The sequence below is a fragment of the Mesorhizobium sp. PUT5 genome, assembly GCF_052216645.1.
Classification (GTDB): domain Bacteria; phylum Pseudomonadota; class Alphaproteobacteria; order Rhizobiales; family Rhizobiaceae; genus Mesorhizobium.
The window spans coordinates 982,564-1,003,810 of record NZ_JBQOSO010000003.1; the positions used below are offsets into that span (position 1 = coordinate 982,564).

Sequence of the window (21,247 nt, forward strand, 5' to 3'; positions counted from 1 at the left end):
ATCGCGGTGGCGCTGAGGGGAGCGAACCAGGAATCGGGGCGGCCGTATAACCGGCGCATCATATTGGAGGCCATCCGCCTCCAGGGCCCCGTCACGCGCGCCGAACTGGCCAAGCAGGTCGGCCTCAGCCTGCAGACGGTTTCCACCATCACGGCCGAGCTTCTGGAGCAGGGATTTCTCGTGCTGCGCCGCGAGCCGCCGCGCGGGCGCGGCTTTCCTGCGCCGAAGCTGCAGGTCAATCCCGACGGCGGCTATGCCTGCGGCCTTTACGTCACGCCGCGCGGGATCGATGCCGGCCTGGTCAACATGGCCGGCGAGATCGTGGCCCGGGAGACGGTCGATACCCCCCAGCTTTCGCCCGACGACGCCTTCGCCCACATCGCCAGGCTTCTGAAGCGGCTGCGCAAGGCGCGTCCCGGCGGCCGGATGCTCGGCGTCGGCATGTCCATGCCGGGGCCGTTCGAAGTCGATTCCATGAGCTTCGTCGGCCCCACCACCATGCAGGGCTGGGAAGGCGTATCGCTGCACGAGCGGTTGCGGGCGGCCACGGGGCTGCCCGCCTTCATCGAGACCGACAACGTTGCGGCCGCGCATGGCGAATGCCTCTATGGCGCCGGGGGCGACTACGCCTCCTTCTACTATCTCTATCTCGGCGTCGGGCTGGGCGGCTGCGCCGTCCACAAGGGCCTGCCGGTGCGCGGCGGCTGGGGCAATGCCGGCGAACTCGGCCATGTGCCTCTGGTGCCGGGCGGCGACAGATGCCCCTGCGGCAACCAGGGATGCCTGGAGCGCTATATTTCGCTGGAGGCCTACGAACGGCTCGTGCCGGAGGTGGGCGAGGCGGCCTGGCTGGAGGAGATCGCGCCGATCTTTCGTTCCACCATCGTCACCATCGAGAACCTGTTCGATCCCGAGACGATCATCCTGGGCGGCATAGGTTCTCCCGGCCTCAACCGCAAGCTGCGGGCCATTGCCGACGAACTGCCCAATTCGGTGGCCGCGCGGCGCGACAGGACAGCCGAGCGGCTTGTCGTTTCCGAGGTCGGGGCCGATGCGGTGCTGCTGGGTGCCGCGGCTCTTGCCGTGTCCGGCACCCTGTCGCCGCAGGCCAGCATTCTGTTCAACTCAGCCGGAAACGCGCCGGTCGCCGATCCCCTCATGAACGACATAGACGGGCAGGAAAGCGCATGAGCCAAGCCAAGCCACTGCTGAAGCTGGAAGGCATCACCAAGAAGTTCGGCGCGATCGAGGCCTTGCGGGGGATCGATCTGGAGATCAACCGCGGCGAGGTCGTGGCCCTTCTGGGAGATAACGGCGCGGGCAAGTCCACGCTGGTCAAGATCATATCGGGCGGACTGCGGCCAAGCTCGGGGCGGATCTTCTTCGAAGGCGAGGAGCGCCACTTCGCGGCGCCGTCGGAAGCCAAGGCGGCCGGCATCGAGACGGTCTATCAGGACCTGTCGCTGTGCACCAACGCCGACGTGGTGGCCAACTTCTTCATGGGCCGGGAGATAACCAAACGCTTTTTCGGCATTCCGATCCTGCAGGAAAAGGCGATGGAGGAGGTCGCCGGCAAGGCGCTGGCCGACGCGGGCACGAAGATCCCGTCGCTGCGCACCAAGGTCGAGCGCCTCTCCGGAGGCCAGCGCCAGGCGATCGAGCTGAACCGTTTCGTGCATTGGGGCGGTAAGCTGGTGCTGCTGGACGAGCCGTTCGCGGCGCTCGGCGTGGAGCAGACGCGGCGCGGCCTGGAGATGATCCGCCAGGTTGCGGAACGCGGCATCGGCGTGGTCATCATCACCCACATCATGGCGCAGGCCTTCCAGGTGGCCGACAGGATCGTCGTGATCCGCCATGGAGTGGTGGCAGCCGACGCCAAGACATCTCAAACCAACCCCGATCAGGTGGTCTCCACGATCACCGGGATACCGCTGTCCGGTACGGGCCCGGACAGACACAAAGGGGCTTGACGCGTACGCCCGGGCCAAAGGGAGGAAAACATATGATACGCATGCTGAAGGCTACGCTATGCGCAGCCGTCTTAAGTCTAGGCATGGCAAGCTATGCCGCCGCGCAGGAAAAGGGCACGATCTACTACCTGGTGCCGACGCTGCTCGACGAGTTCCAGACCGAGTCGGTCAGCGCGATCGAGAATTTCCTCGGCCAGGTGGGCTACAAGACGGTGACGCTGAACGCCGACAACAAGACCGACGTGCAGCAAAGCCAGATGAACGACACCATCCTGCTCAAGCCCTCGGCGATCGTGCTGGCGGCGGTGGACTTCAACGCGCTGATGCCGTCCATCGAGCGCGCCCGCGAAGCAGGTGTGCCGGTCATGATCTTCGACCGGCAGATCACCTCCACGAAGGTGGATTTCACCTCCGTGGCCGGCACGGTCGAGATCGGCCATGTGGCGGCGGGCGAGATCCAGCGTCTCCTGAAGGACAAGAAGGGCAGCGTGTCCGGCAAGGTCCTGCAGGTGCTGGGCGATCCCGGCGACCCCTACACGCTCGACATCCAGAAGGGTTTCGAGGAGAAGATGGCGGAGTTCCCGGACCTGAAGATCATCTCGCTGCCCGCCATGCAGTGGGAAGCATCGAACGCCGGCTCCATCGTCTCGGACCAGTTGCTGGCCAATCCTGACATCGACCTCGTCTTCGTGCACGCGGCGCACCTTGCGGTCGCCGCGTCGGCGGCGCTCGAGGCCGCCGGCAAGAAGCCGGGCGACGTCATGCTTGTCTCGTCCAACGGCGCGCCCGTGGGCCTCGACCTGATCCGCCAGGGCTGGGAACAGGTGGAGGTCGAGCAGCCGCTCTATGCGCAGGCTGCCGCGATCGCCATGTTCGCCGACAAGGTCGTGGCGAAGGAGGAGATCAAGGAAGGCACCTACAGCGTGCTTGGCCTGGAATCGACCCTGACCAACGAGGCATGGGGGCCGAACCTGCGTATCCCGGGTGCGGCAATCACGCCGGAAAACGTCGATGATCCGCGCTTCTGGGGCAATCTGAAAGCGCCGGAAGGTCCGATCGAGCCGGTGAAGTAGGACCCCTCGCCAGTTCGGAGAGCGAGCATCGCAGCGGGGCGGGCAATCGCCTGCCCCGCACCTCCGACGACCATCCGTCATCCGGCCACAAGGTATTGCGATGTCCCCCAAGCGCCGCGCCATTCTCGAATTCACGCTCGACAATCTCGTCTGGCTGATGCTGATCGCCGTTCTGGTCGTCTTTTCGCTGACGGTCCCGAATTTCTTTCAGGTCGGCATCTTCGCCAACATCCTGGAACAATCCACCTTCGTGGGCGTGATGGCGATCGGGCTGGCCATCGTCATCATCGCCGGCGAACTCGACCTGTCGGTCGAATCCATCGCCGCGCTCAGCGCCATGGTCACCGGAATGCTGTTCGCCACCCATGGTATCGGCATGGGCATCACCTTCACGCCCGAATGGCTGATCCTGCCGATATCGCTGCTGCTGGCCATGGCGGTGGGCGTGGCGATCGGCCTGCTGAACGGGTTCTTCGTGGTGAAGCTGGGCATCTCGGCCTTCATCGTCACGCTGGCGTCCTTCATCTGGGTGCGCGGCCTTGTCGTGGCCATTTCGGGCGGCCGCTCGGCCCAGAATCTGGCGCCCTCCATCCGTTTCATCGGCACCGAAAGCCTGTTCGGGATGCCGCTTCTGGCCTGGATCGCCATCGCCTTCTTCGTCGTCTTTTCCCTCATCATGGCCAAGACGCCGTTCGGCCGCTACGTCACGCTGGTGGGCGGCAACCAGGTCGCGACCTTCAGGGCGGGCATCAACAGCAAGAAGATCATGTGGCTGAGCTTCGTGCTGGCCGGCCTTCTGGCCGGCGTGGCAGGCTGGCTGCTCGCCATCCGCACCTCGGGCGCGACGGCGAACTTGGGCACCGGCATGCTGTTCAACGCCTTCGCTGCCGTGGTCATCGGCGGCGTCAGCCTGAAGGGCGGCATCGGCCAGTTGCCGGGCGTCTATGCCGGCGTGCTGCTGCTCTATTCCATCCACACGGCGATCAACCTGATGGGCCTGCCCGCCCACTACACCCAGATGATCCTAGGCGTTCTGGTGCTGGCCGCCGTGCTGCTCGATACCGTCAAGTTGAGAATCCGGGAGAGGCTTCTGTAATGAGACTCAAAGGTCAGGCCGCACTCGTCGTCGGGGCCGCGCGCGGCATCGGCGCCGCCATCGCCGAGCGCTTCCGCGAGGAGGGGGCCGATATCGTCATCGCCGATGTGGAAGCCTCGGCCGGAAGGCAGACGGCGCAAAGGCTGGACGGACGTTTCGTGGAAGCCGACATATCCGACTGGCAGCAGGCGCAAAACGCGGTCGCCGCAACGGTGGAAGCTTACGGCCGCATCGACATCCTGGTGCAGAATGCCGGGATCTATCCCTGGACGCTGATCGAAAAGACCGAGCCCGAGGAGTGGGACGCGGTGCTGGCGGTGAACCTCAAGGGCGCCTTTCTGTGCGCCCGTGCCGCGCTTCCCCACATGAAGGCGCAGCGCCACGGACGCCTGCTCTTCACCTCGTCCATCACCGGCCCACATGTCACGAGCCCGGGACACGGCCACTATTCGGCGAGCAAGGCCGGCATAAACGGCTTTATCCGGGCCGCCGCTCTGGAATTTTCCTCATACGGCATCACGGTGAACGGCGTGGAGCCTGGCAATATCCTGACCGAAGGCATGAAGGCGCACCGCAGCGCCGAGTTCATCCGCTCCATGGAAGAGGCCATTCCGCTCGGCCGCATGGGCACGCCGCGCGACGTGGCCAACGCCTTCCTGTTCCTGGCCTCGGAGGAAGCCTCCTACATCACCGGCACCACCATAGTGGTCGACGGCGGGCAGATATTGCCCGAAGGCAGCGATTTCCGCATAAACCCGGATTGACGGGCGGTTCCGGCGGCTTCAGGCAGGGACATGACGGAAAACATCTTTTCCCGGCGCGGCATCCCGGTCGTTGTCAATGCGGCCGGCACGCTGACGCGGCTTTCCGGCGCGCCGCTGGCGCCGGGCGTGGCCGAGGCGATGGTCGCGGCCGGAAGTGCTGCCGTGGACATGGCGCACCTGCAGGCCCACGCCAGCGACGTGGTCGCCGCCATCACCGGGGCCGAGGCGGGATGCGTGACGTCGGGAGCCGCTGCCGGCCTGACGCTGGCGACGTCCGCCTGCATCGCCGGGCTGGAGCCCGCGCTGATGGCGCGGCTGCCGCATACGCGCGGCATGAAGAACGAGGTGATCGTCGCACGCAGCCAGCGCAACGGCTACGACCATTCGGTCCGGGCGGCGGGCGCCAGGCTGGTCGAGGTGGGGCTGCCCGAATTGCAGTCCGGCGCCGGCGGCCGCGATACCGAGCCATCCGATTATGCCGATGCGGTCACGGAGCGCACCGCCGCCATCCTCTATGTCGCCGACCGCTGGACCCGGCCGGACCTCGCCGAGGTCGTGCAGGTGGCGCGTCGCCACGGCGTGCCGGTCGTCGTCGACGCGGCGGCGCAATTGCCGCCGCAGCAGAATTTGCGCCGCTTCATCGCGCTGGGCGCCGATCTCGTCGTCTTCTCCGGCGGCAAGGCGCTGGGCGGGCCGGGCGGCACCGGGCTTCTTCTGGGGCGCAGGCGGCTCATCATGTCGGCGCTGTTGCAGATGCTGGACATGGACGTTGACCGGGACCTGTGGGACCCGCCCCAGAGGCTGATCGACAAGGCGCTGCTTTCCGGCCTGCCGCGTCACGGCCTCGGCCGCGGCTTCAAGGTGTCTAGGCAGGACGTCATCGGTCTTCTCGTGGCGCTGGAGCATTTCGTGGCCGAAGGCGATGCCGCGCGCCATGCGCGCTGGCTTTCCTGCTGCCGCGAAATCCTTGACGGGATCGGTCCGGGCAACGCCCGGCGGGCGCGCATTTCCGGCCATGACGATGATCGGGTGGTGCCCAGGGTGGAACTCGCCTTTGCCACCGCGGCCGAGGCCATGGATGTGGTTCGGCATCTGCTGTCGCTCGATCCGCCCGTCCATCTCGACCAGAGCCTTGCCTTCCGCGGCAGGCTTGCCGTCAATCCGCAATGTCTGCGGGGACCCGACATCGGCTATGTTGCGGCGGCGCTTTCCGCCGCGCTTGCAAGACTGGAGGTTTCAAGGCCATGACCGGCACCATCGTCACGCATCTCGCCGCCAGTCGCTGCCGGCTGGGAGAAGGGCCGCTCTGGATTGCCGAGCGGGAAGAGCTGGTTTTCGTCGACATATTGAAGCGGGAAGTGCTGACCTGGCATGCGACACGCGGGCTGGCGCGGCGGGCGATGGACAGGAGGGTCACCTGCATCGTGCTCGATCGCGACGGCGGCTTCGTCGTGGCCGCGGAAAGGGGCCTCTGCCGCATGGTGCCGGAAACGGGGGCGCTGGTCGGCATGGGGCTGGACACCATTTCGCCGGAAGGAACGCTGACCAACGACGGCAAATGCGACCGCCAGGGCCGGCTGGTCTTCGGCTCGAAGGACCTTGCGGAGGCGGACAGGATCGGCCGGAAGCTTTCCTATGACGGCAAGAAGGTCACCGATTTCGGGCCGATCGGCATTTTCAACGGCCCGGCCTTCAGCCCGGCCGGCGATCGCATCTATTTTGCCGACACGCCGACGCAGGTGATCGAAACGGCTACCTACGATCCCGAGACCGGAGCGGTCGGCAAGCCGGAACCCTTCGTGCGGCTGAAGAAGGGCGAAGGCTATCCCGACGGCATGACGGTCGACGCCGAAGGCTGCCTGTGGAACGCCCGCTGGGACGGCTGGGCCATTGCGCGCTATGCTGCCGACGGCACGCTGCTTCAGGAGATCGCCATGCCCGTTTCGCGCCCCACATCGCTGGCCTTCGGCGGCGAGCGGCTGGAGACGCTGTTCGTCACCTCGGCGCAGCAGGGTACGGAAGACGGCCCCATCGCGGCGGAGCCGCAAGCCGGCGACCTTTTTGCCTGCCGGCCGGGGGCAAGGGGGCTGTCGGAAACGCCTTTCGGCGGCACCAGCCATGCTTGAAAACCTCGCCATCCTCGTCACGGGCGCCACCAGCGGCATCGGCCTGGCCATAGCCCGGCTTTGCCGGGAAAAAGGCGCCCGGGTCGCCCTTCACGGCCTCGATGCCGCCGCGACGCGCAAGGCCGCGGCGGAGATCGGGGCCGCGGCCATCGTCGCCGACCTGAAGGAGCCGGATGCGCCGGCCCGCATCGTGGCCGAGACCGTTGGCGCATTCGGCCGCATCGACGGGCTGGTCAACAACGCGGCCATGCTCGATCGCGACACGATCGACAGCCTGGATATCGGCTTGTTCGACGACATCATCGCAGTCAACCTGCGGGCACCGCTGCTGCTGATAAATGCCGCGCTGCCCCATATGGAGCGGCAGGAGACGGGCGGCAGCGTGGTCAATATCGGCTCGGTCAACGCCTGGTGCGGCGCAACGAAGATCCTGAGCTATTCGGTCTCGAAGGGCGGCCTGATGACGGCGACCCGCAATCTCGGCGATGCCTTGTCGTCCCGGCGCGTGCGGGTCAACCAGTTGAACGTCGGCTGGACGGCGAGCGAGAACGAACACCGGATTCAACTCGCGGAGGGCCAGCCCGCCGACTGGCGCTCGCGCCTGAATGCGCTCCAGGCGCCGTCCGGCGACATATTGAAGCCGCAGGAGGTTGCTCGCCACGCGATCTTCTGGCTGTCCCCGGAGAGTGCGCCGATCACCGGGCAGGTGGTCGACGTCGAGCAATACCCGATCCTGGGACGCCTGGCGATCCACGATCCGGGGCGCCAATAGCGGCGCCCGCTGCCCGCCGCGCTACAGCTTCCGCAGCGCGACTTCCTCGACCAGATGGTCGGCGCCCTTGCGCAGGATAAGGTCGGCGCGAGGCCGCGTCGGCAGGATGTTCTCGCGCAGGTTCTTCAGGTTGATGTTGGTCCACAGTCCCTCGGCGATGGCGATGGCGGCCGCCTCGGAAAGCTGGGAGTAGCGGTGGAAGAAGGAGTCCGGGTTGCGGAAGGCGGTCTCGCGCAGGCGCATGAAGCGGGCGATGTACCAGTCGTGGATGAGCTTCTCGTCGGCGTCGATATAGATGGAGAAGTCGAAGAAGTCGGACAGGAAGGGCACGAACTTGCCGTCGGCCGGCAGGTTGCGCGGCTGCAGCACGTTGAGCCCCTCGAAGATGAGGATGTCCGGCCGATCGATGGTCACGAATTCGCCCGGCATGACGTCGTAGGTCAGGTGGGAGTAGAGCGGCGCGCGCACGTCGCGCTCGCCTGACTTGATGCCGGACAGGAAGCGCAGCAGCGCGCCGACATCGTAGCTGTCGGGGAAGCCCTTGCGTTCCATCAGGTTTTCACGGCGCAGAATCTCGTTGGGCAGCAGGAAGCCGTCCGTTGTCACCAGATCCACCTTGGGAGTGGAGGGCCAGCGCGCGAGCAGTTCCTTCAAAACGCGCGCCGTGGTCAACTTGCCGACCGCGACCGACCCGGCGATGCCTATGATATAGGGCGTCTTGACCACGCGCTCCTTCTTGAAGAAGGCCTGCCGCTGCCGAAACAGCAACTGGCTGGATTCCACATGGGCGGAAAGCAGGCGCGACATGGAGAGATAGATGCGCGTGACCTCTTCCAGGTCGACCGGGTCGTTAAGCGAGCGCAACCGGTCGATTTCGTTTTCGGCCAGCGTCATCGGCGTATCGGCGCGGAATTGCGCCCATTCGTCGGCCGAAAAGAACAGATAGGGGGAATACTTCTCGGCGGGAGCGAGCTGATCCATCGAGTTTCCTCTCCTGCGCCCGGCTCAGGCGGGCGTTTGCCGCGAAGCCTTTTCCGCGATGCCCGACTGTGTCGTGCGGCGTTCCAGTTCGCCCAGAACCTCGGCCAGCGGCACGCCGGAAATGGCGAGCACCACCAGCCAATGGTAGACAAGATCGGCGCTCTCGGAAATCAGCGCCTGGCGGTCGCCGTGCACCGCGGCGATGACGGTTTCGACCGCTTCTTCGCCGAGCTTTTGCGCCGCCTTGTCGATTCCGCGCGAAAACAGCTTCGCCGTCCACGAGCCAGGATCGCCCGAACGGGCGCGCTCGGCGATGGTGGCCTCCAGATCGGAAAGGGAAAATGTGCTCATTTGCGCCGTTTACGGCCGTTGCGGCCCGCTGTCGAGTCGCATCGGCAGCCCGGCCTGCGCCATATACCGTTTGGCTTCGGCAATCGAATAGGTGCCGAAATGGAAGATGGAGGCGGCAAGCACCGCCGCGGCGTGGCCGTCGCGAATGCCTTCGACGAGATGGTCGAGCGTGCCGACGCCGCCAGAGGCGATCACCGGCGCGCGCACGGCGTCCGCCACCGCGCGCGTCAGCGCGATGTCGTAGCCGGCCTTGGTGCCGTCGCGGTCCATCGAAGTGAGCAGGATCTCGCCCGCGCCGAGGGAGACCACGCGTTGCGCGAACTCCACCGCGTCGATGCCGGTCTTCTCGCGCCCGCCATGGGTGAATATCTCCCAGCGGTCGGCCTCGCCGGCCTGCGAGACCTTCTTGGCGTCGATGGCCACTACGATGCACTGGTTGCCGAACTTGTCCGCCGCCTCGGCCACGAAATCCGGGTTCTTCACCGCGGCCGTGTTGATCGACACCTTGTCGGCGCCGGCCAGAAGCAGCTTGCGGATGTCGGACACCTGGCGCACCCCGCCGCCTACGGTCAGCGGCATGAAGCACTGCTCGGCGGTGCGCGCCACCACGTCGAAGATGGTCTCGCGGTTGTCGGAGGAGGCGGTGATGTCGAGGAAGCACAATTCGTCGGCGCCGGCGGCGTCATAGGCGCGCGCGGCCTCGACCGGATCGCCGGCATCGACCAGGTCGACGAAGTTGACGCCCTTGACGACGCGGCCGCCTTTTACGTCGAGGCAGGGAATGACGCGAGCTTTCAGGGTCAATTGCAGCTTCTTTTGCTAGGGTATGGACAGGATGTCAGGACCGGACGATGCCGGCATAGAGATCGGCGAGCGGGATCGCAATATCCAGTCCCGGCAGGATCAGCGTCTCGCCGGGTTCGGCGATCATCTGCGGGCTGCTCCAGCTTCCGTCTGCGTTTCTCGACCACAGCCAGACGCGCGGCTCGTCCTGCGCCAGAACGAGATAGTGCCGCAGCGTATCGATCGTTCGGTACTCGTCGGCCTTCGGTCCGAAATCGATCGCCATCGTCGAAGGTGACAATATCTCCGCGATCAGAACCGGCGCGGTGGCGGCGAGATCCTGGCCCTCGCCGGGCGCGCCGTCCACCATCACGTCCGGGTAACGCACGCTCGCAGCGGTCTTCACGCCGAAATCGGCAGAGGTCACCACATAGGGCGGCATGGGAAGCCGGGCCTTTAGCAGAGCCAGGAGGTTGCCCGACAGGATCGCGTGACATTTCGAGACCCGCACCATCATATCCATGACCCTCCCGGCAACGAAGTCGCACTTTCCTTCCCGCCCTTCGTTCCAGCGCAGGAATTCGTCCGCCGTGGTCGGATATTTCGTCTGCAGGTTCATGAACCTAGTCTAGCATGCCGCGCGGCGGTTTTGAAACGCCGCGCAGGATCGCCAGCGCCTCGGCCGGGTCGATGCGCCCGTCATAGAGCGCGCGGCCGGAGATGGCGCCTTCGAGCTTTGCCGCGTCGGGCATGGTCATGCGCACGATGTCGGCCACCGAGGCCAGCCCGCCGGAGGCGATGACGGGAATGGAGACGGCATCGGCCAGCTCGATGGTCGATTCCCAGTTGATGCCGGAAAGCACGCCGTCGCGGTCGATGTCGGTGTAGATGATGGCGGCCACGCCGGCGCCCTCGAATTTCTGCGCCAGCTCGATCACGCCGAGTTCCGAAGCTTCCGCCCAGCCTTCCACCGCCACCTTGCCGCCCCTGGCGTCGATGCCCACGGCGACCTTGCCGGGGAAGAGCCTGCAGGCCTGTCTGACCAGTCCGGGGTCGCGCACCGCCACGGTGCCGAGAATGACGCGCGCCAGCCCCTTCTCCAGCCAGCTTTCGATATGGGCCAGCGTGCGGATGCCGCCGCCGAGCTGCACCGGGTTCCTCGTCGCCTTGAGGATGGTCTCCACCGCCGTGCCGTTGACGCTTTGGCCCTCGAAGGCGCCGTTGAGGTCCACGACATGCAGCCAGGAGAAGCCCTGTTCCTCGAAGGCGCGCGCCTGGGCGGCCGGATCGTCGTTGTAGACGGTGGCGGTGGCCATGTCGCCGAGCTTGAGGCGCACGCACCTGCCGTCCTTGAGGTCGATGGCGGGGAAAAGGATCATGCTGTCAGGCGCCTTCCACGATGACGACATGGCCGGTCGAGGCGGCCAGCCGGTGCTTCAAAGCTTCCTGGTATTCGGGCGAGCCGTAGCAGGCCAGCGCCGTCTCGTAGGAAGGGAACTCGATGACGACATGGCGGTTGCCGGTCGGCCCCTCGGGGTTTTCGAAGCGGCCGGCGCGCACCAGGAACTTCGCGCCATATTTGGAGAAGGCAGCGCCGTTCAGCTCGATATATTTCCGGTAGGCGTCCGGATCGCGCACATCGACCATCGCCATCCAGTAGCCTTTTTTCGTCCCGCTCATGTCACGGCTTCCATCTCAAAAAATTGGCGATGAGCGCCAGTCCCAGCGCCTGGCTCTTTTCGGGGTGGAACTGCGTGCCGGCAAGATTGTCCCGCGCCACGGCGGCCGTCACCGGCCCGCCATAGTCGGTCATGGCCAGCACCTCGTCCGGACGGCGAGCGTCGAGATGGTAGGAATGGACGAAATAGGCGTGCAGGCCATCCGGACCGGTCGGGATGCCGGCAAACAGCGGGTGCTCGCGCTCGAGGTTAATGGTGTTCCAGCCGATCTGCGGCACCTTCAGCGATGGGTCGGCCGGCGTGATCTCCTTCACGTCGCCGCCAATCCAGCCGAAGCCCTTCGTCACGGTCTTTTCCAGCCCGCGCTCGGACATGAGCTGCATGCCGACGCAGATGCCGAGAAAGGGGCGGCCTCTCGCGATGGCGGCGTCCTCCACCGCTTCCCACATGCCGTCGACGGCGTGCAGCCCGGCGGCGCAGTCGGCATAGGCGCCGACGCCGGGCAGCACGATGCGGTCTGCACTGGCGACGCGTTCCGCATCGGCCGTCAGTTCGATCTCGGCGCCGATGCCGGCCTCGCGCGCCGCGCGTTCGAAGGCCTTCACGGCCGAGCGCAGATTGCCGGAACCGTAGTCGATGAGGGCGACGCGCATGTCAGTGCTTTCCGGAAAGCGGCGGCAGGCCGAGCACGAGGCCCGCCGGCGAGGGTCGGGCGTGCGCGGGATCGGGGACGATTCGATGCGGGGCCGGGGTTTGCGGGGTGGCAGGCTCGGCCTCCAGCCCGTAGCGCAACTCGGCCTCGTCGCGGTTTTCGGCCTGCACAACGCCCCATTCGCGCCAGCCGCGGCGGCGCAGGGCGGCGATCCTAAGCCCCTGGCCCTCCAGCCCGAACCAGAGCGCGACGGCCAGAGAGGCCAGCGGCGCGGTCAGGCCGAAGCCGACGGTCTCGCCGAGCAGCGAAAGCGCGCCAAGCAGGATCGCGGCTGCCGCGGCAGCGAGCCACAGCCTGTGCCACAAAAGCCAGAGCGGCGGCACCAGGAAGGCCAGCCACGAGAAGGCGTCGCGAACCAGCACGGCCTCGCCTGTCGAATGGGCGGCGCCCGGCGGTTGCATGACGACGTAGGCGGCCATTTCTACCCCTTCAGGGAGCCCTTGGTGGACGGCACGGCATCCGGCTGGCGCGGGTCGCGCTCGACGGCTGTGCGCAAGGCGCGCGCCACCGCCTTGAAGCAGGTCTCGGCGATATGGTGGCTGTTGGCGCCGTAGTGGTTGGTCACGTGCAGCGTGATGCCGGCATGCTGCGAGAATGCCTGGAAGAATTCGCGCACCAGCTCGGTGTCGAAGGTGCCGATCTTCGGCGCCGTGAAGGCGACGTCCCAGACCAGGAAGGGCCGCCCGGACACGTCGATTGCCGCGCGCGTCAGCGTCTCGTCCATGGCCAGGTCCAGCGAGGCGTAGCGCATGATGCCGCGCCGCTCGCCCAGCGCCCTGGCGAGCGCCTGGCCGAGCACGATGCCGGTATCCTCCACGGTGTGATGGTCGTCGATGTGCAGGTCGCCCTTGGCGCGCACAGTCATGTCGATCAGGGAATGGCGCGAAAGCTGGTCGAGCATGTGGTCGAAGAAGCCGACGCCGGTGGCGATGTCCGACTTGCCGGTGCCGTCGACATGAACGGAAACCGAAATGTCCGTCTCGTTGGTCTTGCGGCTCACCTCGGCGGAACGCTCTGCCATGGCCTGTTTCTCACTCCCTCGGACTCGGCTTTGAAAACCGCTGCCTTCTAGCAGCATGATGGGGCGATTGCCAGTTGCGATCCGCCGTTTGCAATCGCGCCGCCGCGGCATACATATGCCTCCAGCACAACTCGTAAAGCGCCTGTTGCCTGATGGGGACGGCGCGATATCGGAGCGATATATGTCCAATGAATTGACCATGCATGCCACCACCATCGTGACCGTGCGCAAGGGCGGCAAGGTCGTCATCGCCGGCGACGGACAGGTCAGCCTCGGCCAGACAATCATGAAGGGCAATGCCAGGAAGGTTCGCCGCATCGGCAAGGGGGGCAGCGTGATCGCCGGTTTCGCCGGCGCTACGGCGGACGCCTTCACGCTGCTGGAGCGGCTGGAGGCCAAGCTGGAGCAATATCCCGACCAGTTGACCCGCGCCTGCGTGGAACTGGCCAAGGACTGGCGCACCGACCGCTATCTGCGACGGCTGGAGGCCATGATGCTGGTGGCCGACAAGTCCGTTTCACTGGCGCTGACCGGTACCGGCGACGTATTGGAGCCGGAACACGGCGTGATGGCGATCGGCTCCGGCGGCAACTATGCGCTGGCCGCAGCGCGCGCCCTGATGGACACCGACAAGGACGCCGAGGAGATCGCCCGCAAGGCGATGGAGATCGCCGCCGACATCTGCGTCTACACCAACCACAATTTCGTGGTCGAAACCATCGATGCCGCCTGACGGCGCGGCCGTGGCACCGGCGAGGCGCCTGACATGGCGCGGCGGGCTGGCGATCGTCGTCGCGCTGCTGGCGGTGCAGGCGCTGGTGCTCTACATGCAGGGCCATCCGCCGATCTGCACCTGCGGCTACGTAAAGCTATGGCAGGGCGTGGTGCAGAGCTCGGAGAATTCCCAGCACATCGCCGACTGGTATACGCCCTCCCACATCATCCACGGCTTCCTGTTCTACGCGCTCGGGTGGTGGCTTTTTCCGCGCCGGTCGGTCTGGTTCCGGCTCGCCTTCGCCATGCTGATCGAGGGCGGCTGGGAGATCCTGGAGAACAGCCCCTTCATCATCGAGCGCTACCGCGCCGGCACCATCTCGCTCGACTATTACGGCGATTCCATCATCAATTCGGTGTCGGACACGCTGGCCATGGTGCTGGGCTTTGTGATGGCGCGCAGGCTTCCTATATGGGCAACGGCAGCGCTCGCCATCGTCTTCGAAATCGGTACCGGCATCGTCATCCGGGACAATCTGACCCTCAACGTGATCATGCTGCTGCATCCGTTCGAATCCATCCGGCAGTGGCAGGGCGCAATTCAGTAAGTGGATTTTGGTGATATGAGCAATTTTTCCCCCCGCGAGATCGTTTCCGAACTCGACCGCTTCATCATCGGCCAGAAGGACGCCAAGCGCGCCGTGGCGATTGCGCTGCGCAACCGCTGGCGCCGCCAGCAGCTCGACGGCCAGATGCGCGAGGAGGTGATGCCGAAGAACATCCTGATGATCGGCCCCACCGGCGTCGGCAAGACCGAGATTTCGCGACGCCTGGCCAAGCTCGCCCAGGCGCCTTTCGTGAAGGTCGAGGCCACCAAGTTCACCGAGGTCGGCTATGTCGGCCGCGATGTCGAGCAGATCGTGCGCGACCTGGTCGAGGTGGCCATCGTGCTCGTGCGCGAGAAGATGCGCGAGGACGTGAAGGCGCGCGCCCATCTCAACGCCGAGGAGCGGGTGCTGGAGGCGCTCGTGGGCAAGACGGCCAGCCCCGCCACGCGCGACTCGTTCCGCAAGAAGTTGCGCGACGGTGAACTGGACGACAAGGAAATCGAGGTCGAGGTGGCCGACACCGGCAGCGGCGGCATGCCCGGCTTCGAGATTCCCGGCATGCCCGGCGCCAATATCGGCGTGCTCAACATCAACGACATGCTGCAAAAGGCCATGGGCGGCAAGCGCACCAAGATGCGCAAGACGACGGTGAAGGAATCCTACGACCTGTTGATCGCCGACGAATCCGACAAGCTGCTCGACCAGGACGAGGTGGTGCGGCGCGCGCTGGAATCGGCGGCCGACGACGGCATCGTCTTCCTCGACGAGATCGACAAGATCGCCGCCCGCTCCGACATTTCCGGCGGCCCCTCGCGCGAGGGCGTGCAGCGCGACCTGCTGCCGCTGGTGGAAGGCACGACGGTGGCGACCAAATACGGGCCGGTGAAGACGGACCACATCCTGTTCATCGCCTCAGGCGCGTTCCATGTGTCCAAGCCGTCCGACCTGCTGCCGGAATTGCAGGGCCGCCTGCCGATCCGCGTGGAGTTGCGCGCGCTGGAGAAGGAGGATTTCGTCCGCATCCTGACCGAGACCGAAGCCAGCCTCATCAAGCAATATGTGGCGCTGATGGCGACCGAAGGCGTGACGCTGGAATTCACCGACGACGCCATCGATTCGCTTGCCGGCATCGCCGTGGACCTCAACGCAAGCGTCGAGAACATCGGCGCGCGACGCCTGCAGACGGTGATGGAGCGCGTTCTGGACGAAATTTCATACGAGGCGCCCGACCGCAACGGCTCCACCATCACCGTCGACGCCGCCTATGTGCAGAAGCATGTCGGCGACCTGTCGCGGAACACGGATCTGTCGCGTTTCATCCTCTAGCGGGGCGTCGACCTCCATTGGCGGGGCAGATGTGGCGGAATGGAAGCATTTGCGCGCCTTTTGCCCCGTCTTTGGTATCGCAGTGCAACGAAGTGCTCGACTTGGCCCCGCGCTTTCCCTAGGTTGCGCGGCGTTGAAAACTCTGCGGGCATGCGGCGGCGCATGAAGAATCGGTTCCTCATCATGGTCTGCCTCGTGCTGGCGGCGACGGCTCTGCCTGCCGGGGCCGTCACGCCCGTGCCGCCCGGCAATCGCAACGCCGAGCAGCCGCCCATTCCCGGTGCCTCGTCGCGGCGCACCCAGGCCACCAACACCACCTTCCAGGCCAAGTACCGCAAGATCTATGCGCTGTTCCAGAACGACGCCCGCCTGCGCGCCAAGATCAGGCAGACGGCCGCCGCCTACCATATCGACCCTATCCACATGGTGGGCGCCATCGTCGGCGAGCACACCTACAATGTCGACGCCTACGACCGGCTCCAGACCTACTATGTCAAGGCGATCGCCTATCTGACCAGCCGGCTGACCTTCGCCTACAAGGGCGAGAGCGTGTCGGATTTCGTCCAGCGGCCGCAATTCGCCGGCTGCCGGGGCGAAAAGGACAGTTACGACCTGTGGGAATGCCGCGAGAAGGTGTGGAACCGCGATTTCCGCGGGCGGACTGTCGACGGCACGGGTTTCCCCGACAACCGCTTCGGGGCCGTTTTCTTCCAGCCCTACTACGCCGGCCAGACCTTCGGGCTGGGGCAGCTCAACCCGCTCACCGCGCTGCAGATGAGCGACATGGTGCACAAGATTTCCGGTCTGCCCAGGCTCGACGTGTCGGACCCGGGCGCGGTCTACAAGACCATCATGGACCCCGACCTGACATTGCCCTACGTGGCCGCGACCATCCGCAAATCCATCGACGCCTATCGTGACATTGCCGGCTTCGACATTTCCGGCAACCCCGGCCTTACCGCCACGCTCTATAATATCGGCGATCCGGAAGTGCGCGCCAGGGCGCTGAAACGCGAAAACGACGGCCGCCGGGCCGCCGGCGAGCCGGAGAAGCTGCCGCAGGAGAATTATTACGGCTGGCTGGTCAACGAAAAGCTGGCCGAACTGAAGGCCCTGTTCTGAGGACCCCGCTTCTTATCCCGGGGCCGGGAGACGGCTTGCCATTCGCGCCCGCGAAGCGGCATAAGCGGACCGCGGGGTGGAATGCAGGCTCCGCTTGGCGGAGGCTGAAAAGAAGATGAAAGACCGTGACCATCCCTTCCTGCGCCCCTTGTGGCGGCGCGTGGCGCTCGTAGCGGTCTGTTTCGTCTGGGCGGCGCTGGAACTCGCGAGCGGCTCTCCCATGTGGGGCATGATCGCGCTTGCCATGGGCGGCTACGGCGCCTGGCAATATCTTTATCTCTATGGCTCCGGCGGGGCCGACGATGGCCCCGGCGCGTCTGACGACAAAACGGGCTGACCTCTTTTTCGCGATCAGTTCACTGTCTCGCTGCCGGCCATCTCTTCCAGGATCGGGCAATCCGGCCGCTTGTCGCCATGGCAGGCGTGGATGAGCTTCTGGAGCGTTCCGCGCATCGATTGCAACTCGCGGATCTTCTCCTCGATAGCTGCGACATGGGCCGAGGCGATGGCGCGCACGTCCTGGCTGGCGCGGGTGCGGTCCTGGTACAGCGCCATCAACTGCCGGCAATCGTCGATGGAGAAGCCGAGGGTGCGTGCGCGCCTGAGGAAGGTCAGCCGATGGATATCGTCGTCCGAATAGTCGCGATATCCGTTGCCGGCGCGATTCGGGGCTATCAGGCCGATTTCCTCGTAGTAGCGTATGGTCTTGGCCGGAAGTCCGGAATACCGGGCCGCATCTCCGACATTCATGCTCGCCTCCGCATCGCCCCGAGGGGCGGCTGTCTGCGTTGATTTTGCTTCATTATTCCATGGCTGCTGTTGCCGAAATGCAATAGCGGGCCGCTTAGCGCATTCGCGCAAAAGGATATAGGCATCCTGTGCTTGGCAAGCAAAGCAAATGCCACCATGAATAGTGGCGAAAATGCGGCTCGGGCGTGGGTTGCGTAGGTAACAGGCGAGGAACGGCCTTCATGCGGATGAAATCGGTCTTGCTTGCAGCGGTTATGGCGGCGGCGCTGGCCGGGTGCAGCACTGTCGACGGTACCCGCTTCTTCTCCGACAGCTACGGTCCGGTGTCCGACTCCGGCTATCAGGTGCCGCGCATTCCGATCTCCAAAGTGCCGGCGAAATATCACCGCCAGATCGTGCGCTATGACACCAAGGAAAAGCCCGGCACCATCATCGTCGATACGTCGGAGAAATTCCTCTACTACGTGATGCCAGACGGCAAGGCCGTGCGCTACGGCATCGGCGTCGGCCGCGAGGGTTTCGAATGGCGCGGCACTGCGCGCGTCGCGCTGAAGCGCGAATGGCCGACCTGGACGCCGCCATCCGCCATGATCAAGCGCCAGCCGGAGCTCGCCAGATATGCCGGCGGCATGGGTCCGGGGCTGAGCAACCCGCTCGGCGCGCGGGCGCTTTATCTCTTCAACAAAGGCGGCGATTCCGGCTACCGGCTGCACGGCACGCCCGAATGGGCCTCGATCGGCAAGGCGATGTCGTCGGGCTGCATTCGTTTGATGAACCAGGACATCATCGACCTCTACAACCGCGCCGATGTGGGCGCGAAGGTCATCGTCATGTGACCGTTGTCGTTTTCAGGCGGACCGTCCAGGCAACACGGACGTCCCACGCAGAAAACCGGGCACCATGGCCCGGTTTTTTGTTTTTCGGCGATGGAACGTGCGGCTTCGGGTCAGGCGACCTGCTCGACCTGCTGCACTTCCGGCACGAAATGCCGCAGAAGGTTCTGGATGCCGTGCTTCAGCGTGGCGGTGGAAGAGGGGCAGCCGGCGCAGGCGCCCTTCATGTGCAGGAACACCACGCCGTTCTCGTAGCCGCGGAAGGTGATGTCTCCGCCGTCCTGGGCCACGGCCGGGCGCACGCGGGTGTCGAGCAATTCCTTGATGGTGATGACGATCTCCTCGTCTTCCTTGTCGTAGAATTCCTCGCCCTCGGCATGCTCGGATATCGGGCCGGCCTCGGCCATCACCGGCTGGCCGGACATGAAATGCTCCATGATGGCGCCGAGAATGGCCGGCTTCAGGTGCTGCCAGTCGGAGTCGTCCTTGGTCACGGTGATGAAATCGTAGCCGAAGAACACGCCGGTGACGCCGGGCACGTCGAACAACCGCGCAGCCAGCGGCGAGGCAGTGCGGGCAGTATCGGCGTCGCGGAAGTCGGCCGTGCCTTCCACCAGCACCTCCCGGCCTGGCAAGAACTTCAGCGTCGCCGGATTTGGGGTGGCTTCCGTCTGGATGAACATGGCAGTCTCCGGGCCCGAAGGCGATAATCTGGAATAATTCTAAATAAGCTCGATCGGCGGCTTGTTCAAGCAAAAGCGACGATGGGCGCCGCCCGGTTACAGGTCAAGCCGAAGCCTGGGCAAAGGTGCTCAGGCGAGGCTCTCGATCTCGTCGTCCGACAGGTTCTGCGGCACCACGGTCACGGGGATGGGGAAGGCCGCGCCCTTGCCGGCGATCGAGGCCACCAGCGGGCCGGGCCCTTCCTTGCCGGCACCCGCGGCCAGCACTAGGATGGCGATATCCTGGTCGACCTCGATCAGTTTGTGGATTTCCTCCACCGGCTTGCCCTCGCGCACCACCAGTTCGGGTTCGATGCCCACCTTCTGGCGCACCTTGGTGGCGTAGGAGTCCAGGGCTGCATGGGCGGTGGCGTTCGCCTCCTCGCGCATGATCTTCTCCACGCCCAGCCAGTGCTGGAAGTCGTCTGGCTCGATCACGTAGAGCAGCACCAGCACCCCGCCGGTGTTCTGCGCCCGCTTGGAGGCATAGGCGACCGCGCGCTCGCATTCGGGCGTGGCGTCGATGATCGCCAGGAACTTGCGGCGGTGGCCCGCTTCGCGGCTGAGACGTTTGGAGACCATGTCTGCCTGTCCGTTTTTCGCTCGCAATCTGCCACCCGCGCGGGGCGGCGGCAAGCAGCCCGTTGGCGAAACGGGCCGCGATTGGGTGTCGCGCGCTCAGTCCTGCAGCAGCCCGATGATGTCGCGCACGCTCCGCATCGTGGCTTCCGCCAGCGCGCCAGCCCGCTCGCCGCCATCCTTCAGCACGGCGTCGACATAGGCACGGTCGGCCGAGATACGGCGCATTTCGGCGGCGACCGGCGCAAGCTTGTCGACGGCGAGGTCCGCCAGGGCCGGCTTGAAGATGGAGAATTGCTGGCCGCCGAATTCCTTCAGCACCGCCTCCTTGGAGGTCTCGGCAAGGCCGGCATAGATGCCGACGAGGTTCTCCGCTTCGGGGCGCCCGGCGAGACCGTCGAGCTCGCTCGGCAGCGCTTCCGGATCGGTCTTGGCTTTCTTGATCTTCCTGGCGATGGCGTCGGCGTCGTCGGTGAGATTGATGCGCGACAGGTCCGAAGGGTCCGACTTCGACATCTTCTTGGAGCCGTCGCGCAGGCTCATGATGCGTGCCGCCGGCCCTCCGATCACTGGTTCGGTGAGCGGGAAGAAGCCGTTGACCGTCTCGTCGCCCACCTTCATCTCCACGCCGACACCCAGTTCGGCGATGCGGTTCGAGAAGTCGTTGTTGAACTTCTGTGCGATGTCGCGGGTCAGTTCGAGATGCTGCTTCTGGTCGTCGCCCACCGGCACATGGGTGGCGCGGTAGACCAGGATGTCGGCCGCCATCAGGCTCGGATAGGCAAGCAGGCCGAGCGAGGCGTTCTCGCGGTCCTTGCCGGCCTTGTCCTTGAACTGCGTCATGCGGTTCATCCAGCCGATGCGCGCCACGCAGTTGAAGATCCAGGCCAGTTCCGCATGCTGCATGACCCGGCTCTGGTTGAAGACGATATGCTTCTTGGGGTCGATGCCGGAGGCCAGGAAGGCGGCGGTGATGGAGCGCGTCTGGTCCTTGAGGTCGTCGTGGACGAGCTGTGCCGTCAGCGAATGGAGGTCGACCACGCAATAGATGCAGTCGGACGTTTCCTGCAGGGCGACGAATTTCTTGATGGCGCCGAGATAGTTTCCGAGATGCAGGTTGCCGGTGGGCTGGACGCCGGAGAAGACGAGGGGCTTGAAGGCGGACATGGCGGGGTTCCTTGGCTTGTGGAGGGCCGTTTCGCGCGCGGCGAAAGTTCGGACGCGCGCTTATGGACGAGGCCGGGATACGGATCAAGAGGGAACCG

The 21,247-nt window shown here is 65.5% G+C and carries 27 protein-coding genes; 14 read left to right on the forward strand and 13 right to left on the reverse strand.

Features of this window, described 5'->3' with window-relative positions; all coding sequences use genetic code 11:
* Positions 1-6: 6 nt before the first annotated feature.
* The 8 genes from ACTDI4_RS06230 to ACTDI4_RS06265 all read left to right on the forward strand — a co-directional run bounded on the left by ACTDI4_RS06230 (position 7) and on the right by ACTDI4_RS06265 (position 7,801).
* Positions 7-1,191 (forward strand): ROK family transcriptional regulator, encoded by a 1,185-nt coding sequence (locus ACTDI4_RS06230; RefSeq protein WP_442840312.1) that lies wholly within the window; start codon positions 7-9, stop codon positions 1,189-1,191.
* Positions 1,188-1,970 (forward strand): ATP-binding cassette domain-containing protein, encoded by a 783-nt coding sequence (locus ACTDI4_RS06235; RefSeq protein ID WP_442840313.1) that lies wholly within the window; start codon positions 1,188-1,190, stop codon positions 1,968-1,970. Before ACTDI4_RS06230 ends, ACTDI4_RS06235 begins: the two co-directional genes overlap by 4 nt.
* Positions 1,971-2,053: 83 nt before the next feature.
* Positions 2,054-3,043, forward strand: a complete 990-nt coding sequence (locus ACTDI4_RS06240) for a sugar ABC transporter substrate-binding protein (protein WP_442840314.1) — start codon at positions 2,054-2,056, stop codon at positions 3,041-3,043.
* Positions 3,044-3,143: 100 nt separating this feature from the next.
* Positions 3,144-4,139 carry an ABC transporter permease gene (locus ACTDI4_RS06245; protein WP_442840315.1) on the forward strand — a complete coding sequence of 332 codons (996 nt, stop codon included), beginning with the start codon at positions 3,144-3,146 and terminating at the stop codon, positions 4,137-4,139.
* Positions 4,139-4,903 (forward strand): SDR family NAD(P)-dependent oxidoreductase, encoded by a 765-nt coding sequence (locus ACTDI4_RS06250; protein ID WP_442840316.1) that lies wholly within the window; start codon positions 4,139-4,141, stop codon positions 4,901-4,903. Before ACTDI4_RS06245 ends, ACTDI4_RS06250 begins: the two co-directional genes overlap by 1 nt.
* A 30-nt stretch (positions 4,904-4,933) precedes the next feature.
* Positions 4,934-6,151 carry an aminotransferase class V-fold PLP-dependent enzyme gene (locus ACTDI4_RS06255; RefSeq protein WP_442840317.1) on the forward strand — a complete coding sequence of 406 codons (1,218 nt, stop codon included), beginning with the start codon at positions 4,934-4,936 and terminating at the stop codon, positions 6,149-6,151.
* A complete protein-coding gene (locus tag ACTDI4_RS06260; protein WP_442840318.1) occupies positions 6,148-7,029 on the forward strand; it encodes an SMP-30/gluconolactonase/LRE family protein in 882 nt (293 codons plus the stop codon). Before ACTDI4_RS06255 ends, ACTDI4_RS06260 begins: the two co-directional genes overlap by 4 nt.
* Complete coding sequence (locus ACTDI4_RS06265; RefSeq protein WP_442840319.1) at positions 7,022-7,801, forward strand: SDR family oxidoreductase; 780 nt, start codon at positions 7,022-7,024, stop codon at positions 7,799-7,801. Before ACTDI4_RS06260 ends, ACTDI4_RS06265 begins: the two co-directional genes overlap by 8 nt.
* 21 nt (positions 7,802-7,822) lie before the next feature.
* Here ACTDI4_RS06265 and coaA read toward each other — a convergent pair whose 3' ends face one another.
* The 9 genes from coaA to hisB are packed head-to-tail and all read right to left on the reverse strand — an operon-like array spanning position 7,823 to position 13,328.
* The gene (coaA, locus tag ACTDI4_RS06270) at positions 7,823-8,782 is read right to left on the reverse strand and encodes a type I pantothenate kinase (RefSeq protein WP_442840320.1); all 960 of its coding nucleotides are present in this window, start codon (positions 8,780-8,782) and stop codon (positions 7,823-7,825) included.
* A gap of 24 nt (positions 8,783-8,806) precedes the next feature.
* Positions 8,807-9,133, reverse strand: a complete 327-nt coding sequence (locus ACTDI4_RS06275) for a phosphoribosyl-ATP diphosphatase (protein ID WP_442840321.1) — start codon at positions 9,131-9,133, stop codon at positions 8,807-8,809.
* 9 nt (positions 9,134-9,142) lie between these two features.
* Positions 9,143-9,937, reverse strand: coding sequence for an imidazole glycerol phosphate synthase subunit HisF (gene hisF / locus ACTDI4_RS06280; protein WP_442840322.1), 795 nt, complete (start codon positions 9,935-9,937; stop codon positions 9,143-9,145).
* A 34-nt stretch (positions 9,938-9,971) separates the two neighbouring features.
* Entirely contained in the window at positions 9,972-10,535 is a 564-nt protein-coding gene (locus ACTDI4_RS06285; protein ID WP_442840323.1) for a Uma2 family endonuclease, read from the reverse strand.
* Between the two features lie 4 nt (positions 10,536-10,539).
* Positions 10,540-11,295 carry a 1-(5-phosphoribosyl)-5-[(5-phosphoribosylamino)methylideneamino]imidazole-4-carboxamide isomerase gene (gene hisA / locus ACTDI4_RS06290; protein WP_442840324.1) on the reverse strand — a complete coding sequence of 252 codons (756 nt, stop codon included), beginning with the start codon at positions 11,293-11,295 and terminating at the stop codon, positions 10,540-10,542.
* Positions 11,296-11,299: 4 nt separating this feature from the next.
* On the reverse strand, positions 11,300-11,596 hold the full coding sequence (locus ACTDI4_RS06295) for a DUF1330 domain-containing protein (RefSeq protein WP_442840325.1): 297 nt from the start codon (positions 11,594-11,596) through the stop codon (positions 11,300-11,302).
* A 1-nt stretch (position 11,597) separates the two neighbouring features.
* Positions 11,598-12,248: an imidazole glycerol phosphate synthase subunit HisH gene (hisH, locus tag ACTDI4_RS06300; RefSeq protein WP_442840326.1), complete on the reverse strand. Its 651-nt coding sequence runs from the start codon at positions 12,246-12,248 to the stop codon at positions 11,598-11,600.
* A gap of 1 nt (position 12,249) precedes the next feature.
* The gene (locus tag ACTDI4_RS06305; protein ID WP_442840327.1) at positions 12,250-12,726 is read right to left on the reverse strand and encodes a DUF2628 domain-containing protein; all 477 of its coding nucleotides are present in this window, start codon (positions 12,724-12,726) and stop codon (positions 12,250-12,252) included.
* Between the two features lie 2 nt (positions 12,727-12,728).
* Positions 12,729-13,328, reverse strand: coding sequence for an imidazoleglycerol-phosphate dehydratase HisB (hisB, locus tag ACTDI4_RS06310; RefSeq protein WP_442840328.1), 600 nt, complete (start codon positions 13,326-13,328; stop codon positions 12,729-12,731).
* A gap of 181 nt (positions 13,329-13,509) precedes the next feature.
* On the opposite strand from hisB, the gene hslV reads away from it, so the two are divergent.
* The 5 genes from hslV to ACTDI4_RS06335 all read left to right on the forward strand — a co-directional run bounded on the left by hslV (position 13,510) and on the right by ACTDI4_RS06335 (position 17,435).
* A complete protein-coding gene (hslV, locus tag ACTDI4_RS06315; RefSeq protein WP_442840329.1) occupies positions 13,510-14,061 on the forward strand; it encodes an ATP-dependent protease subunit HslV in 552 nt (183 codons plus the stop codon).
* Complete coding sequence (locus ACTDI4_RS06320; RefSeq protein ID WP_442840330.1) at positions 14,051-14,650, forward strand: DUF2585 domain-containing protein; 600 nt, start codon at positions 14,051-14,053, stop codon at positions 14,648-14,650. Before hslV ends, ACTDI4_RS06320 begins: the two co-directional genes overlap by 11 nt.
* A 15-nt stretch (positions 14,651-14,665) precedes the next feature.
* Positions 14,666-15,976 carry an ATP-dependent protease ATPase subunit HslU gene (gene hslU / locus ACTDI4_RS06325; protein WP_442840331.1) on the forward strand — a complete coding sequence of 437 codons (1,311 nt, stop codon included), beginning with the start codon at positions 14,666-14,668 and terminating at the stop codon, positions 15,974-15,976.
* Between the two features lie 162 nt (positions 15,977-16,138).
* Complete coding sequence (locus tag ACTDI4_RS06330) at positions 16,139-17,098, forward strand: DUF1402 family protein (protein ID WP_442840332.1); 960 nt, start codon at positions 16,139-16,141, stop codon at positions 17,096-17,098.
* Positions 17,099-17,213: 115 nt separating this feature from the next.
* Positions 17,214-17,435, forward strand: a complete 222-nt coding sequence (locus ACTDI4_RS06335; RefSeq protein ID WP_442840333.1) for a DUF3329 domain-containing protein — start codon at positions 17,214-17,216, stop codon at positions 17,433-17,435.
* Positions 17,436-17,449: 14 nt separating this feature from the next.
* Here ACTDI4_RS06335 and cueR read toward each other — a convergent pair whose 3' ends face one another.
* Positions 17,450-17,848 carry a Cu(I)-responsive transcriptional regulator gene (gene cueR, locus ACTDI4_RS06340; RefSeq protein ID WP_442840334.1) on the reverse strand — a complete coding sequence of 133 codons (399 nt, stop codon included), beginning with the start codon at positions 17,846-17,848 and terminating at the stop codon, positions 17,450-17,452.
* Positions 17,849-18,069: 221 nt separating this feature from the next.
* Between cueR and ACTDI4_RS06345 the strand changes: the two genes are divergently transcribed.
* Positions 18,070-18,684: a L,D-transpeptidase gene (locus tag ACTDI4_RS06345; protein WP_442840335.1), complete on the forward strand. Its 615-nt coding sequence runs from the start codon at positions 18,070-18,072 to the stop codon at positions 18,682-18,684.
* A gap of 110 nt (positions 18,685-18,794) precedes the next feature.
* On the opposite strand, the gene ACTDI4_RS06350 is transcribed toward ACTDI4_RS06345, so the two are convergent.
* From ACTDI4_RS06350 to trpS, 3 genes are all read right to left on the reverse strand, one after another.
* Complete coding sequence (locus tag ACTDI4_RS06350; RefSeq protein ID WP_442840336.1) at positions 18,795-19,364, reverse strand: NifU family protein; 570 nt, start codon at positions 19,362-19,364, stop codon at positions 18,795-18,797.
* A gap of 129 nt (positions 19,365-19,493) precedes the next feature.
* Positions 19,494-19,985, reverse strand: coding sequence for a universal stress protein (locus tag ACTDI4_RS06355; protein WP_442840337.1), 492 nt, complete (start codon positions 19,983-19,985; stop codon positions 19,494-19,496).
* Positions 19,986-20,081: 96 nt separating this feature from the next.
* Positions 20,082-21,149, reverse strand: a complete 1,068-nt coding sequence (trpS, locus tag ACTDI4_RS06360) for a tryptophan--tRNA ligase (protein ID WP_442840338.1) — start codon at positions 21,147-21,149, stop codon at positions 20,082-20,084.
* Positions 21,150-21,247 lie beyond the last annotated feature (98 nt).